This is a genomic window from Clostridium sp. YIM B02569, assembly GCF_022320765.1.
GTDB classification, from domain to species: domain Bacteria; phylum Bacillota; class Clostridia; order Clostridiales; family Clostridiaceae; genus Clostridium; species Clostridium beijerinckii.
Genome location: NZ_JAKJJX010000001.1, coordinates 57040 through 71928 on the forward strand (window position 1 = coordinate 57040; position 14889 = coordinate 71928).

Sequence of the window (14889 nt, forward strand, 5' to 3'; positions counted from 1 at the left end):
ACATACTTTTTCGATTCTATATCTTTCTTTATCAGTTAAAGTGGATTGTATTAGAATCTTAACAAATGGTTATACATTCATTAACAAATTTTAATCCTTCCATTATACTCCTATGCTTTAGCACCTTTATATCAAATCCGAATACTTTATAAATTAACTGTACGCAATACCCAATTCCAATAGCAGTAACTAAAGTTCCAATTCCGACAAAACCACCTAAAATCCATCCAATAATTAAAGCTCCTGCTTCTATACATAATCTTATTATTCCAATAGGTTTACCCGTACGCTTAACTAATGCAATCATGAGACCATCTCTAGGACCGCATCCCATTTCACATCCAATATACAAATAGCTTCCTAAAGCTGTAACAAATAAACTTCCAATTAACATTAATATGCCTGTATATACGTTATTGCAAACTGGAATGATTTTAGAATATATGATTAAATCTATAAAACATCCAATTACTATCATATTCGCTATAGTTCCCAATCCAACTCTAAGGCCTAAGATACTAGTGATTGCTACTATAATTATTCCAACTACAATACTTGCCTGTCCTATAGTTAAACTAGTCACATTTGTTAATCCTTGGTGAAATACATCCCATGGACTTAATCCTAAATTTGAATTAAGAGCTAACACAGTTCCTAATGCGCATAATAAAAATCCGAATGTCATTCTAATTATAAGTGTTAATAATTTCTTCATACTTCTCCTTTACGATTTTCAAAATTATTTTTGGAATTATAGTGCCAATTACTTGCAATAATTCCATTAGCTCAAATTTTAGTTTCACGTGTGCAAAGCTGATTATAACCTAATCTTCTAACTAATAGTCAGTTTACATCAATTTAATGAAATATTCAATTCATTTTTTAATTTGAATCATAATTATTATTGAATTTTTTCATAGTTCATCTTATTTTTTTCACAATTTATTTATATCTTTTATAGGCTTTCACTATTAATATTGTTCCTCTAATAGTACATAGCTGTGTCTGGCTTAAATTTTGTAAAAAAAGAATAACCTAGTTATAACCTACCTAAAGAAGTTCTATTAGAAATTTATAGAACTACTCTTTAAGCTAGTATAACAGATTATCCTTTTAATATGATATATTGGTATTCTTATTACATCTATAATTTTTTCTATTTTTTATCTCCCAATTTAAGAGTAAATGATAAGCCAAGACCTATTATAACAAATATTACAGCAACTAAAGTCCCTGATTGAAATCCAGTTGCTATAGCAGCTTGTTCTGGTACAGAATTGCTTAAAGCTTTTAATTCTGATGCTGACATAATACCTATAAATAATGAGGAACCAATTGCAGCCGATATCTGCTGAAGCGTATTTAATATAGCTACCCCATGAGGATAATATTCCTTTGGCAACTGATTTAATGAGCTTGTCTGACAAGGTGACATTGTAAAACCTACTCCAATACATACTAAAACATATAGAACTATAATCCTTATAACTGGTGTATCACTATTGGATTTAGATAAAATGAATAATGATATTAAAGTTATAGTCAATGCTACTGGTACTAAAATCTTTATTCCAAATTTATCATAGATCTTTCCACCTATAGGAGTCACAAAACCATTAGCAAGTGCTGCTGGAAGTAATGCCATTGCAGCTACAAAAGTCGTTGCGTTAAGAGCCCCTTCAAGGAACATTGGTAACATAACATTCATAGTGAACATTGTCATCATTGAAATCATAACAATTAATACCCCTATTGAAAATACCGGATATTTAAATGTACGTATGTCCAGCATAGGTTCCTTTAAGTACATCTGACGTAGTCCAAATAAAATTAACGATATTATTCCAATGGCAAAAATTGCGCCAATAATCCTTATATCTCCATCTCCACTAATACTACTAATCCCATATATTGTCCCTCCGAATCCTAAGCTTGAAAGTGCAATTGATATAAAATCTATTTTAGGTTTAGTAAGTTCTCCTGCTGTAATTAAATAAATTGATCCTAAGATCATAGCTAAAATTATAATTGGAATTAACATTATAAATAGAACATGCCAGCTATAAAATTGAAGTATAATTCCTGAAACTGCAGGCCCTAATGCTGGTCCAAGTGAAATTGCACATCCGCATACCCCCATTGCTGAGCCATGCTTCTCGGGCGGTGTTACAAGTAAGACTGTATTCATCATAATAGGAATCATCATTCCAGTTCCTGATGCCTGCAACATTCTCGAAATAAGCAGCATTACAAATGATCCTGAGCAAGCTGCACAAATTGTACCAATTAAAAGTAAAGTCATAGCTCCCAAATATAATTGCTTTGTTTCAAATGTTTGAATTAAGAATGCTGTAACTGGAACTAGAACTGCTACCACTATCATATATGCTGTAATTATCCATTGTATAGTTCCCCCTGTAACATTCATCTCATCCATTAAAGGAGATAATGCTACGTTTAATATAGTTTCATTAAATACTGAAATAAATGCACTGAATACTAATACTGCTACAATCGCTTTTGTATTAATATTGATTTTAGATTTTGCTATTTTCGTTGCTTCCATATAAAATTCTTTCCTCCTTTTTAGACCAGTCTACATAATTAGTAATTAAAAAGAAAACTATCTCAAGACAAATCAAATCCTAAACAAGAAATTTTGAGATAGTTATATTATTTGTTGTTAGTAATTATATAGATTATTACAAATTCACTAGATGCTTATTAAATTAGGTATTTGCTTTGCAATTAATCTAAGTGGATTACCATTCTTTTTTGTTAATGATAATGTAATCCCACCTTCCATCATAGCTCCAATTACGCAACCTAATTCATATGCTTTTTCTCTATTCATTCCAGCCTCAATTAGCCTTTCAGAATACATATTCTCCAAAGTCATAAATACTTCCTCGCAAGCCCCTCTTAAAACCTCGCTTGTCAAATATGTTTCCAACGCTAATAGACTTATAGACATATCGTGGGTTTTTTGTTCATTATCAATTACTTGCGCCAAATGCTCCATATTAAATATAATAGCTTCTACCGGATCTTTAATACTTTCCAAGTTCTTTTGTAAATTAGCTTTTATTTTTTCCCCTGCTAAATTTATAGATTCTAAAGCAAGCTGCTCTTTTCCTTTAGGGAAGTGATAATACAGCGACCCCTTTGGTGCCCCACTTTCTGCCAGAATTTCATTTAATCCAGTTGCATTGTATCCCTTAAGCTCAAATAGTCTTGATGCAGTTTCTATAAATTTCTCCTTTGTATTTACCTTATTACTCATACCTATTATACCTTTCAAAAATTATAGTGACTGGTCTATATTTTATAATATCTAATGTTATTAAAAATGTCAATATTATAATACACATGTTATCCTACGTCTATTTTTCATAGTAATATGTATAATAATAAAATTAAAACTAAATTTAAGTTTATTAAAGCTCATGTTTAGCAACTTTAGGCAATTTAAATAATTTTATCTTTATTTTTTCTTTATATTAGATTAAAATTATTATTAAGCAAAAATAACAATATAGTTAAGAGGGAATACTACTTCAAGTAAATATTCTTTTCTTAATTTAAATACACTTATAAGTGAGGTAAGACTATGTCAAACGAAATAAATTCTTCTAATTTTATAAGAAATATCGTTGTAGAAGATCTAGAAAGCGGAAAGCATAAAGAGATAATTACTCGTTTTCCACCAGAACCTAACGGTTACTTACATATAGGCCACGCTAAATCAATTCTTTTAAATTTTGGTTTAGCTGATGAGTTTAAAGGAAAAACTCATTTAAGATTTGATGATACTAACCCTGTTAAAGAAGATACAGAATATGTTGAATCAATTAAAGAAGATGTACAATGGCTTGGTGGTCATTGGGATGAACTTTTCTTTGCATCTAACTATTTTGATGAAATGTACAATAGAGCTGTTCTACTAATAAAAAAAGGTAAAGCTTATGTTTGTGACTTAACAGCTGAAGAAGCTAAAGAATATAAAGGTACACTAACTCAGCCTGGTAAAGACAGCCCTTATAGAAATAGATCCGTTGAAGAAAATTTAGATTTATTTGAAAGAATGAAAAATGGTGAATTTGCTGACGGCGAAAAAGTTCTTAGAGCTAAAATAGACATGGCATCACCAAATATAAATATGAGAGATCCTGTTATATATAGAATATCTCATTCTACTCATCACAATACTGGTGATAAATGGTGCATATACCCAATGTACGATTTTGCTCATCCATTAGAAGATGCTATTGAACATGTTACACACTCTATTTGTACTTTAGAGTTTGAAGATCACAGACCACTTTATGACTGGGTAGTAAGAGAATGTGAAATGACCGCTTCCCCAAGGCAAATAGAATTTGCAAGATTAAATATGACTAATACTGTTATGAGTAAAAGAAAATTAAAACAATTAGTTGATGAAAAAGTTGTTGACGGATGGGATGATCCTAGAATGCCTACTATTTCTGGCCTTAGAAGAAAAGGATGTACTCCTGATGCGCTAAGAAATTTCTGCAGCGCTATCGGTGTTGCTAAGGCTAATTCTGTTGTTGATTCCCAAATGCTAGATTATTTTATAAGAGAGGATTTACAACTTAAGGCGCCATTGTCTATGGCTGTGTTAAATCCTTTAAAGCTTGTAATAACTAATTATCCTGAAAATGAGACAGAAATGCTTTCAATAGAGAATAATGCAAAAGACGAAACTCAAGGTACAAGACTTGTTCCATTCTCTAGAGAATTATATATTGAAAAAGAAGACTTTATGGAAAATCCACCAAAGAAATACTTCAGGTTATTCCCTGGTAATGAAGTTAGATTAAAGGGTGCATACTTTGTTAAATGTACTGAGGTAATCAAAGATAAAAATGGTGAGGTTGTAGAAATTCACTGTACTTATGACCCAGAAACTAAGAGTGGTTCTGGCTTTACTGGCAGAAAAGTTAAAGGAACAATCCATTGGGTAGATGCAAAAACTTGTCTTCCTGCTGAATTCAGGTTATATGAACCTTTAATTTTAGATGATGCGCCAGAAAATGAAGGAAAGCACTTCCTTGAACAAATTAATCCAAACTCACTAGAAATATTACAAGGCTTTATTGAACCAACTGCATTTAAAGATGCTAAACCTCAAGATAAATTCCAAATGGTTAGAAATGGTTTCTTTAATGTAGATACTAAATATACAACTGCTGATAAGTTAGTATTTAATAGAATAGTACCATTAAAATCATCATTTAAGTTAAGCTAATAATGCAACTTGAAAAGGCAGAGAAATCTAATGTATAAGATTTCTCTGCCTTAATTTATTTTTAATCTCCTAATCCAGATAATTTTATACAAAACTATCTGATCAAAATTTTTTATACCACTTAAAAATTCTTCACCATTGTCATCATAACCAAGCCATAAATTCCACCTAATTTTCTATATTTCGATAAAAGGTAACATTTACTATCAAGTTGATAAATTACATTTCGATAATAGAGTAAGTTTATATATTAGGGGGAATGCAAATGATTACAAAATCTACAAAAAAGACAAAAGGCTTACCTATAAAAACAAAACTTATTTTAGTAATGATTTTATTGCTGAGTATACCTGTACTTGTACTCGGATTAGTAAGTTATTATGTAGCAAGAGCTGAACTTGAAAATAGCGGGAAGATTTTATTAAAAAATAGTGTAGAAATGACATTACAAGTGATTGATGCAAATCAAAAGCTTGTAGATCAAGGAAAACTATCTCTTGATGACGCTCAAGAAAGAGTTAGAGAATATATGCTTAGCGAAAAACAAGCGGATGGTACAAGAAAAATCAATCAAAATTTAAGCTTAGGTAAAAGTGGTTATTTGTTAGCTTATACTCAAGATGGAGTTGAAGCAGCTCATCCAAGTTTAGAAGGCAAAAGCGTGCTAGATTATAAGGATAAAAAGACTGGTACATTATTCGTTAAAGATCAAATTAAAGTAGCTAATGATGGCGGAGGCTATCTAACTTATTGGTGGACACTTCCTAATTCAGATAAGATTTCAGACAAAATAACTTATCAAAAGACTGATCCGCATTGGGGATGGGTAGTTTGCGCTGGTACTTACATGAATGATTTTAATGTTGGTTCAAATAATATTCTTATTACTACTCTGATTATATTATTGTCAGTAATTATTTTAGGCTCTGCAGTAATTATGATATTTGCAAAACACATATCTACTCCAATTAAAGAAATTAGTGACGCTGTAGATACTGTAGCTTCAGGTAATTTGAATATTAAGGCTATGAAAATCAAAAATAGAGATGAAATTGGTAATCTAAATAATTCCTTTAATATAATGGTTAGAAATGTTAACGATTTTATAAGTTCAGTTAAAGATTCAGTTAATGTTGTTTTTGACTCTTCTAAATTGTTAGATGAAATTGTTGCTGAAAATACAGCTTCGATTAATGAAGTATCAGATTCCGTTGAAGAGATCGCTAAAGGTTCAAATGAACAGGCTAAAGAAACTGAAAACGGAGTTATAAGAGTTAAGAATTTATCGGAGAAGATAGATTTAGTTACAAAACTGACAATAGAAACTAATGATATTGCAGTTAAAACAACTAATATAAGCAACAGAGGTTTAGAAGCAATTGATTTACTTTCAAAAAAATCAATTGAAAATAGCAAAGCCACTGAAAAAACTAGTGCCATAATAATGGAAGTAGATAAAACTTCTATTGAAATTGGATCTATTACTGAGGCAATAAGTCAGATTTCAGAACAAACAAATTTATTATCTTTAAATGCTGCTATAGAAGCTGCAAGAGCTGGTGAGCAAGGAAAAGGCTTTGCTGTAGTTGCTGAAGAAGTTAGAAAATTGGCTTCTCAATCTTCAATGTCTGCTTCAAAAGTTAAAGAATTAATCAATGGAATCCAAGATAAATCAAAAGCTGCTGTAAAAGCCATTGAAGACGGAAAGTTAATAGCTAAGGAACAAAATAATTCTGTAATAGACGCTAAGGATATATTTGTTGAAATATTAAAATCTGTAGAAAAGATTACAAACGATATGAAAAACCTAAAAACTTATAGCCTTGAAATGGAAAACGAGAAAAATGAAATAGTTGAAGTTTTAGAGACTCTTTCTGCTTCAACTGAAGAAAGCTCTGCTGCCACTGAACAAATTTCTGCTACAACTGAGCAGCAACTAGCAAGTGTAAATCAAATAGCTAAACATACTCAAGACTTAAATAAACTTGCAGAGAAGCTTAGAGACGCAGTTAATGCATTTCAAGTTTAAATGAATTAAGTTCAAACTTTCCCACAAAATTAAAAAGGCATAGTGTTTGGAGTACATCCACTCTATGCCTTTTGCTTATGGTTTATATATTTAAAAATTTATCAAATCTGTTTCTTGTATTTTCTTCACCTATGATTTGCATTATAGTATAAATGTCAGGTGAATTAGTTCTATGAGTTAATGCCGCTCTAACTGCTCCTGCAACATCCGAAATCATACCTTTATATTGATCTGGATTTGCCTTAAATTCTTTTCTATTAGCGCAATAGCCAAGTCTAATTCCTATTTCCTTTAAGTCATCAAACCAAGCTTCTTGACTTTCTACATCAAATTTAAATTCTTTCTTGTAAATTTCTACTATTTCTTTTGCTGCTTCTAATGTAACTCCCTTTGGAAGTTCAATTTGTTCTGCTGATTCTTTATAGAATAGTTCATCAAAGAAATAGAAAATCTTACCTTTTACTTCATCCCATTTTGCAAAATCTTTTCTTGGTTTTGGACCTTCTTTATCTATATTGAAGATTTCCTTTGCCATAGTTTCATTTTCTGTAACTAATTTATACATTTCTTCATCAAATTCCTTAGCCCATGCTGTATAGTATTCATAAACATCAGTAGCTTTCATAGCAGCAATTCTATCTTTTGATACATCGTTTAATTTAACTAAATCAAATAATGCTCCACTCTTACCCATCTTTTCTAAATGAACTTCGAATTCATGGTAGTCAGCCTTAGGATTTTCAGCTCTCCATTCTTCATAAGTAGAGTTTACTATATTAAGTAAATATTCAATTACAGTTACTACTGGGAATCCAACTTCTTTGTAGTAAGAAACAGCTGCTTCTGCATCTTTTCTCTTTGAAAGCTTTCTTTTTGATCCACCATCTTGCTTCATTATTGTTGGAATATGAGCATATCTTGGTGCTTCAAAACCTAAAACTTCAAATAATTGAACGTGTATAGGAAGTGATGATAACCATTCTTCTCCTCTTATTACATCTGTTGTTCTCATTAAATAATCGTCTATTGCATGAGCAAAATGATAAGTTGGAAGCCCATCCCCTTTAATAAGTACTACATCTTGATTATTTTCTGGGAATGAGATATCTCCCTTTATTAAGTCGTGAAATTCAACCCTTGTTTCGGGATTTCCTGGAGATTTTAATCTTATAATATATTTTTCTCCGTTTTCAATTCTCTTTATTGCTTCTTCTTCAGTTATATTTCTAAACTTAGCGTATTCTCCATAGTAACCAGGAGTTATTTTATTTGCTATTTGTCTTTCTCTAAGTTCAGCTAATTCTTCTGGGGTACAGAAATCTGGATAAGCTAAACCTTTTATAAGTAAATCTTTCGCAAAAGTATTATATATTTCAGCTCTTTGACTTTGTCTGTATGGACCATATTCACCTTTAGATGTTTCTTCTCCTGTCATACCTTCACTAAAATCCATACCAAAATTATGCATAGTAGCTATTGTATCTTCTATTGCACCTTCAACTTCTCTCTTTTGATCAGTATCTTCTATTCTCAAATAAAAAACACCTTCACTTTGGCTTGCTAATCTTTCATTTATTAATGCAGCAAAAACTCCACCTATATGTTGGAATCCAGTTGGACTTGGTGCATATCTAGTAACTCTTGCACCTTCCTTAAGACTTCTCTTTGGATATTTTTCAACGTAATATTCAGTTGTATGTTCAACATTCCCAAATATTATATCTGCTAATTTTTCAAAACTCATTATTTGTATCTCTCCTTATCATTCTTCCTTACAAGGTATTATAAGCCCCTTGTCATGGCAATTTATATAAAGTGAAACTTGATTCAGGTAGGGTTTGATCCCCATCTGAATCCTAGTTGAACTTATCCAGGAGCGTGCATCCGTTATCCCCCGCTTAAAGAAGTGTGGGTATTACGGATGCTAGCTATCGGATAAACCACATAATAAATATGTAGAATAAATTAAAATTATTTAATTATCATAGTTTAATAACACTACAAAATATTAATACCCTAATTGTTTTCCTACGATTATTACTTTTATCCTACCTTTAACAAATTGTCCTCTGATAATTGTAAAATCATTGCATATTCTATTAGGACTTTTACAATCCACACAATACCCTAATTTAGTACATGGAGTATCTTTACCTAATCTTTTTGCATCAATCGGAGCAGCATAATTTCTAACTCTTTTTTCTGCTTCTTCTATATCTTTAACAATTTTATTTGTTCCAGTTATTAAAATAACCTGCTTGGGGCCATAAATCATTGGTGCAACTCTACTTCCATTACCATCAATATTGTATAGTTCTCCACTTTCAGTCAAGGCATTGGTACTACACATAAAAGTATCAGCAGAAAAGTTTTGTATATAAATACCTTTCTTTTCTTCACTTGTAATACCTTCTCTATACTTATCTAAAAATATATAATTTTCCTCACGAAGAAAGTCTATAACACCTGTTTCAAACAACGTCATAGAATCGCCAACCCCTACAACAGAATTTTCATCTATGAGTTGTTTTAAAAGTTCTTTTAATTCATTATCATCATTTACAAAGAAACCATCCATATTGCGTTGCCTTAAATTTTTTATAGTTCTATTAATTTGTTCTTCTTTGTACCATGAAATATTAATCTCCATATAATATATAGTCCTTTCTAAGTTAAATACAAAAAAGCCCTTCGTCCTAAAATATCCTTAGGACGAAAGGCTGACTTCCGCGTTACCACCTAAATTGATTAATTTAAACATACTAATTTTAAATTTCAAATACGTTTGATTTAATCCTCTTAATTATCTTTAAGGGAATAACCCCATAAATATACTACGCTTTAAGGCATATACCTTATGCTTTCTATTTATTACTCAAAAGCTTCCTTCAATAGTTTTAAATTCTAGGATTACACCCTCCCTAGATCTCTTATAATTAAACTTCTATTTACTCTTCTTTTTCATTGCACTTTTCTATATTTATATTTTATATAGTATTTACAAAATACAAATCAATTATACATTTTGGAAATGCTAATGTAAAGACAATTTATCTTATTATAACAAAAAATGCAATTATCTTAACTTACTACATTCATTTTACATTCCAGGCATTTGTGGCATATTTGTTAAATCCCAAGGTTAATTATCCGCTAATAGTGACATGTAATGTGTCATATTCATAATTATTTCCTCCATATAATTTATCTAATTTTCATAATCTATATTACAAAATTAATATGAAGATTTTATGAAGATGCCTAGAACAAATTTATATAAATGTAGAATTCTAAATAGTCTCAGCATATAATATCTAAAGTAATTAATTAAAGTGATAAGATGAGATACATTTTAGATATTAAAGAGTGCGAATTTTTAGGAAAAGGCAAGGAAGGTGCTGTTTATTTAACGCCAGAAGGGTATGCCTTAAAGATATTTTATAATAAAAAGAAAGCTAAAAACGAAGCTGATCTACTTGAAAAAGTTAATGGCAGCAGATTCTTTCCGAAAGTATTATTTATTGCTAACAACATGATTTTAAGAGATTATGTTGAAGGTGATAATCTAAGTTCTTATATAAAAAATAATGGATTATCTTATAATCTATCTATCGAAATAATAAATCTTATAGAAGAGTTTAAAACTTTAAAATTTACAAGGCTTGATATAAGAGATGCCCATATATTTGTTAACAAAAATGAACAAATTCAAGTTATAGATCCAAGAAAGGTTTTTGTAAAAAAGACTCCTTATCCTAAGGAGATTATTAAAGTTTTAGTAAAGTTAAATGTTTTTGAGGATTTCTTAAAACATGTTTTAAGTTATAAACCTAAACTTATTAAATACTGGATTGATGGATATAATTACTTTAGATATACATCTAAAAAAGTGATACGCATTGATATGTTTGCTTCTTAAATTTTAATTTAAATAATCTTCCTTATAGCTGCATTAAGTATATTATAACTCTAAATTTATTCGTTTTATAATATACTTAATTTTAGGCTTAAGTTAAATTCTTAGCTTTTTTTCTTTTAATGTATAGTACAATCACTATTCCTAATACCATTCCAATAATGCTTATCAATTGTGCAATTCTTATATTACCAAGCATTAAGCTGTCTGTTCTTAATCCTTCTATAAATACCCTTCCTAAAGAATATAGCGTTATATAGCTTGCTATTACAACACCATCCTCATTATTTTTCTTTTTATATAGAATTAATAGCAAAATCAAACAAACCACAATGTTCCAAATTGATTCATATAAAAATGTTGGATTGTAATAACTGCCTTCAATATACATGCCTTTCTGTATAAAGCTTGGAAAATGGCTTATAAATAAATGTGAAACTTCTCCACCATGCGCCTCTCCATTCATAAAATTTCCCCATCTCCCAATTGCTTGGGCCAAAATAATTGATGGTGCTGCTAGATCTAAGTATTTTAGCATATTTAATTTCTTTATCTTAAAGAATACATATGTAGCAATAAATCCACCAATTAAACCTCCATGAATAGCTAATCCGCCTTTTCTAATGTTAAAAATATCTATCAAATTGTTTTTATAATTTTCAAATTCAAATATTACATAATATGCTCTTGCACCAATAATTGCAGTAGGAAAGGCAATAAAAAAGCAATCTAATATTATGTCAAAGTCTATTCCTTTCTTTTTACAATTATAGTTTGCTAATATTATAGCTAATATTACTCCAAGAGCTATTAATATACCATACCACCTAATTTCATATGTTCCAATTTGAAATGCTACCGGATTCATAAAACACCGCCTCTTCCTATAAACTTATGTATTTTCTAAAAATCTGCTTCATAGAAGTTTACCTTAAATCATCAATTAATATTAATAACTGAAATAATTTCGTAAAGAATAAATTATATTGATTAGAACTTATATATTATAGCATTTATTTTAAAATACAAATGTAAAATTTATGTTACGATAAAATTAATGCATACCTACCAGCTTTTAAAGGCGTCAGGTATGCATTCTTTATATTTTTAAATACAGACTTTATTTTCAAATATTTCTTTTCTTGCTAGACTTCAATCTTTGCTATTGAAGTTTTCACTGATACACCATCAATACAGTCAAGCTGCTCTGTAAAATCATTTATTGTTTCTTCTGATTCCCCTGTAAGAGCTATAGATATAACTGATAACTCATCAGCAAAAGGTATCCCCATCCTTCCTTTTATGCTTCCTCTAAATGATGCTACTACATCATTAAATTCATCTTGCACTTCCTTTGGATGCTCTAATATTGCACTCACTACTCCTATTTTAGACATTTTCATTCCTCCATTGATTTTATGTAAAAAAACAAGATCTTCCTTTTTATGAAGATCTTCTTTTCATCAATGTATAGTTTATCTTTTTTTTTTTAACTTATTCATTATTCATATTATTTTATTCCAACTTATTTTTAATTAATGTATTGCCATCTCTAGAAATGATTCCTTTAGAATATGATTGAACCAATTCCCCTTTATATTTTATGTTTTTATTACTTGTTAATTCTAATACACTATTATCTGATTTACTATTAATATAAACTTTACCTGAATAATCGATTAGTATATCATTTTTATCAACAGGTTTCGCAAGTTTTAATTGATTCCATTTCCTCTGACTATCAGATAACACGCTGTAATATATATTTTTAATTTTGTTGTCTGCTACTTCGCCAAAATATACATTATCATTAACATCAGCTCCTAATATTTTTGCACTTTTAACATTAGGTATTGATACATTTCCTTTTGTATTTAATATAGTTATACTGTTATTTTCCTCCATTATCGCATTAGTGCTAGTTGTTGGTACTACAACATTTCCTATAACTTTTTCACTTTTAACCTTCTTCAACTGATTCATTACGTTTGCGTAATACAAATCACATTTTCCACTACTCTTCTTCACTTCTATATATAAACTATGAGTTAATGTTGAAAATACAACATTATTAATTTCATCCTTTGTACTCTCAAGCTTAATTCTAACCTTTTTTAAATCAAAGTCTGCAAGATCCCTTGCTTCTCCTTTTTTAGCATCAAAAGATATAGGCTCAAAATAGTACGCACCTTTTTCCTTTATCTTTTGGATTATTATCATATTATCTTCACTATTAAGCCATCTATAGAATACAATTTCTGATCCACTATCTGTATCACATACTTTTTCCTTATCATCATTGCTATCTAATGTTTTAAGCTTACTGTCTTCTATATATGATACATATCTTGCATCTGAAGATACTTTAATTTCACTTACTCCCTTTTTTATATTAATCTCTGTTTTCTTATCAGCCACATTATCCTCATCTTTAACTTCTTCAGCTTTTATATTAAGATCAGATGCCAAATATACTTTATCAAAATATAAAAATATGCATTGCTGTAATATTAGAGCAAGCGCACACCATGCTAATCTTCTTTTAATATTTCTCATCACTTATCCTCCTTTTACTGTTCCACATAAAATGCTGTAGCAACGGTTCTTTCACCATCCCAAGCATTAGGAGAATTTATAACATTTCCTTTATAATACATAGTTGAAGAATATCCTCCATCAAGAGCACCTGCATTAACAGCACCTCTTTCCATCATTATCTCTTGAACATCATATAAACTCGCTCCTGGTGACGTTATCTTTCTGCCATCTATAACTAATAGAATTATAGTTCCATCTTGTTTCTGACCAACCGCAGTTCTAGGATTAAGCCCATCTTCCATTTTATTTTTTACTTGTCTAATACCATTAATTACAATATTAGGTCTTCTAAAACACATAGCTTCCTGTACATTCATCTTTTTTAAGTCAGCCAAACTATGATCCCCAACTACTAGTTCTCCACTTTTTGTAAATGCAATTACATTTTCAACTTTTTTCTCATCTGCACCAGACTTTGGATAAATAACATTTCCGCCTGATATTACAAATCCACCAGGTTCAGATCCAGTACCTGCATAAGCAGTTCCATCAGTTGATTTATCAATAAATGACCCACCATTAATAGCTGCAACGGCATTATTATCTTCCGCCATCTGACTTGTCTTTTCACCCATTTTACCTAAAAACTTAGTCATTGCAACTTTCATTTTTAATGGATTTTTCACTTCTAACACATATCCATCAAATCTCTGAGTATGTATATCGTATCGATTTATTTCATTTCCAACTTTATATTTAACATTTATTTTTTTCATATCTTGAAAAACTTCTTGACTATCACTCTCTTCATCTATTCCAAGAAGTTTATTTAATGCTGACTGTGGAATTATATCATTTATTAAATATGCATGCCTTGTTGCTAGGACTGTTGATATAAATGTTTTTCTCGTATTATCATATGGTCCAAAGAACAATACCAATGGTGTTGTTATGGCTAAAAAGATAAACATATCCAATAATCCCTTTAAAAGTACTCTCGAATTAGATTTTCTTTTCTTTCTTTTGTGCGTTTTTTTTCTTGGCTTATGGTTTGTTTGTTTATCCATATATTCCTCCGAAATCTATATTTATTTAATATTTTCATTATCTCCTATTATATAGGAAATAATCCTC

Annotated in this window: 12 protein-coding genes; 3 read left to right on the forward strand and 9 right to left on the reverse strand. The window is 30.0% G+C overall.

Annotation, left to right across the window (positions count from 1 at the left end):
- Window positions 1-58: 58 nt before the first annotated feature.
- The 3 genes from L3B96_RS00215 to L3B96_RS00225 form a co-directional block, all read right to left on the reverse strand.
- Window positions 59-715, reverse strand: a complete 657-nt coding sequence (locus L3B96_RS00215) for a hypothetical protein (RefSeq protein ID WP_238858528.1) — start codon at window positions 713-715, stop codon at window positions 59-61.
- 441 nt (window positions 716-1156) lie between these two features.
- Complete coding sequence (locus L3B96_RS00220) at window positions 1157-2566, reverse strand: DHA2 family efflux MFS transporter permease subunit (protein WP_238858529.1); 1410 nt, start codon at window positions 2564-2566, stop codon at window positions 1157-1159.
- A 147-nt stretch (window positions 2567-2713) separates the two neighbouring features.
- Window positions 2714-3283, reverse strand: a complete 570-nt coding sequence (locus tag L3B96_RS00225) for a TetR/AcrR family transcriptional regulator (RefSeq protein ID WP_238858530.1) — start codon at window positions 3281-3283, stop codon at window positions 2714-2716.
- Window positions 3284-3610: 327 nt separating this feature from the next.
- On the opposite strand from L3B96_RS00225, the gene L3B96_RS00230 reads away from it, so the two are divergent.
- The gene (locus tag L3B96_RS00230; RefSeq protein ID WP_077855352.1) at window positions 3611-5272 is read left to right on the forward strand and encodes a glutamine--tRNA ligase/YqeY domain fusion protein; all 1662 of its coding nucleotides are present in this window, start codon (window positions 3611-3613) and stop codon (window positions 5270-5272) included.
- A 265-nt stretch (window positions 5273-5537) separates the two neighbouring features.
- Window positions 5538-7301, forward strand: coding sequence for a methyl-accepting chemotaxis protein (locus L3B96_RS00235; RefSeq protein WP_017211465.1), 1764 nt, complete (start codon window positions 5538-5540; stop codon window positions 7299-7301).
- An 82-nt stretch (window positions 7302-7383) separates the two neighbouring features.
- Here L3B96_RS00235 and gltX read toward each other — a convergent pair whose 3' ends face one another.
- Window positions 7384-9045: a glutamate--tRNA ligase gene (gene gltX, locus L3B96_RS00240; RefSeq protein ID WP_238858531.1), complete on the reverse strand. Its 1662-nt coding sequence runs from the start codon at window positions 9043-9045 to the stop codon at window positions 7384-7386.
- 264 nt (window positions 9046-9309) lie between these two features.
- Window positions 9310-9951, reverse strand: a complete 642-nt coding sequence (locus tag L3B96_RS00245) for a lactate utilization protein (protein ID WP_023974211.1) — start codon at window positions 9949-9951, stop codon at window positions 9310-9312.
- A gap of 690 nt (window positions 9952-10641) precedes the next feature.
- On the opposite strand from L3B96_RS00245, the gene L3B96_RS00250 reads away from it, so the two are divergent.
- Complete coding sequence (locus L3B96_RS00250) at window positions 10642-11220, forward strand: serine/threonine protein kinase (protein ID WP_238858532.1); 579 nt, start codon at window positions 10642-10644, stop codon at window positions 11218-11220.
- A gap of 88 nt (window positions 11221-11308) precedes the next feature.
- Here the strand turns inward: L3B96_RS00250 and lgt are convergent, their stop codons facing one another.
- The 4 genes from lgt to L3B96_RS00270 form a co-directional block, all read right to left on the reverse strand.
- Window positions 11309-12085: a prolipoprotein diacylglyceryl transferase gene (gene lgt / locus L3B96_RS00255; RefSeq protein WP_238858533.1), complete on the reverse strand. Its 777-nt coding sequence runs from the start codon at window positions 12083-12085 to the stop codon at window positions 11309-11311.
- Window positions 12086-12362: 277 nt separating this feature from the next.
- Window positions 12363-12614 (reverse strand): TM1266 family iron-only hydrogenase system putative regulator, encoded by a 252-nt coding sequence (locus L3B96_RS00260; protein ID WP_238858534.1) that lies wholly within the window; start codon window positions 12612-12614, stop codon window positions 12363-12365.
- 118 nt (window positions 12615-12732) lie between these two features.
- Window positions 12733-13773 carry a hypothetical protein gene (locus L3B96_RS00265; RefSeq protein WP_077867993.1) on the reverse strand — a complete coding sequence of 347 codons (1041 nt, stop codon included), beginning with the start codon at window positions 13771-13773 and terminating at the stop codon, window positions 12733-12735.
- A gap of 14 nt (window positions 13774-13787) precedes the next feature.
- Window positions 13788-14822 carry a phosphodiester glycosidase family protein gene (locus tag L3B96_RS00270; protein WP_011968752.1) on the reverse strand — a complete coding sequence of 345 codons (1035 nt, stop codon included), beginning with the start codon at window positions 14820-14822 and terminating at the stop codon, window positions 13788-13790.
- Window positions 14823-14889 lie beyond the last annotated feature (67 nt).

What these genes read in the sequence shown, in the direction of transcription:
- L3B96_RS00215 (WP_238858528.1), bottom strand. Translation starts at nt 715, where the DNA reads ATGAAGAAATTATTAACACTTATAATTAGAATGACATTCGGATTTTTA.
- L3B96_RS00220 (WP_238858529.1), bottom strand. Translation starts at nt 2,566, where the DNA reads ATGGAAGCAACGAAAATAGCAAAATCTAAAATCAATATTAATACAAAA.
- L3B96_RS00225 (WP_238858530.1), bottom strand. Translation starts at nt 3,283, where the DNA reads ATGAGTAATAAGGTAAATACAAAGGAGAAATTTATAGAAACTGCATCA.
- L3B96_RS00230 (WP_077855352.1), top strand. Translation starts at nt 3,611, where the DNA reads ATGTCAAACGAAATAAATTCTTCTAATTTTATAAGAAATATCGTTGTA.
- L3B96_RS00235 (WP_017211465.1), top strand. Translation starts at nt 5,538, where the DNA reads ATGATTACAAAATCTACAAAAAAGACAAAAGGCTTACCTATAAAAACA.
- gltX (WP_238858531.1), bottom strand. Translation starts at nt 9,045, where the DNA reads ATGAGTTTTGAAAAATTAGCAGATATAATATTTGGGAATGTTGAACAT.
- L3B96_RS00245 (WP_023974211.1), bottom strand. Translation starts at nt 9,951, where the DNA reads ATGGAGATTAATATTTCATGGTACAAAGAAGAACAAATTAATAGAACT.
- L3B96_RS00250 (WP_238858532.1), top strand. Translation starts at nt 10,642, where the DNA reads ATGAGATACATTTTAGATATTAAAGAGTGCGAATTTTTAGGAAAAGGC.
- lgt (WP_238858533.1), bottom strand. Translation starts at nt 12,085, where the DNA reads ATGAATCCGGTAGCATTTCAAATTGGAACATATGAAATTAGGTGGTAT.
- L3B96_RS00260 (WP_238858534.1), bottom strand. Translation starts at nt 12,614, where the DNA reads ATGTCTAAAATAGGAGTAGTGAGTGCAATATTAGAGCATCCAAAGGAA.
- L3B96_RS00265 (WP_077867993.1), bottom strand. Translation starts at nt 13,773, where the DNA reads ATGAGAAATATTAAAAGAAGATTAGCATGGTGTGCGCTTGCTCTAATA.
- L3B96_RS00270 (WP_011968752.1), bottom strand. Translation starts at nt 14,822, where the DNA reads ATGGATAAACAAACAAACCATAAGCCAAGAAAAAAAACGCACAAAAGA.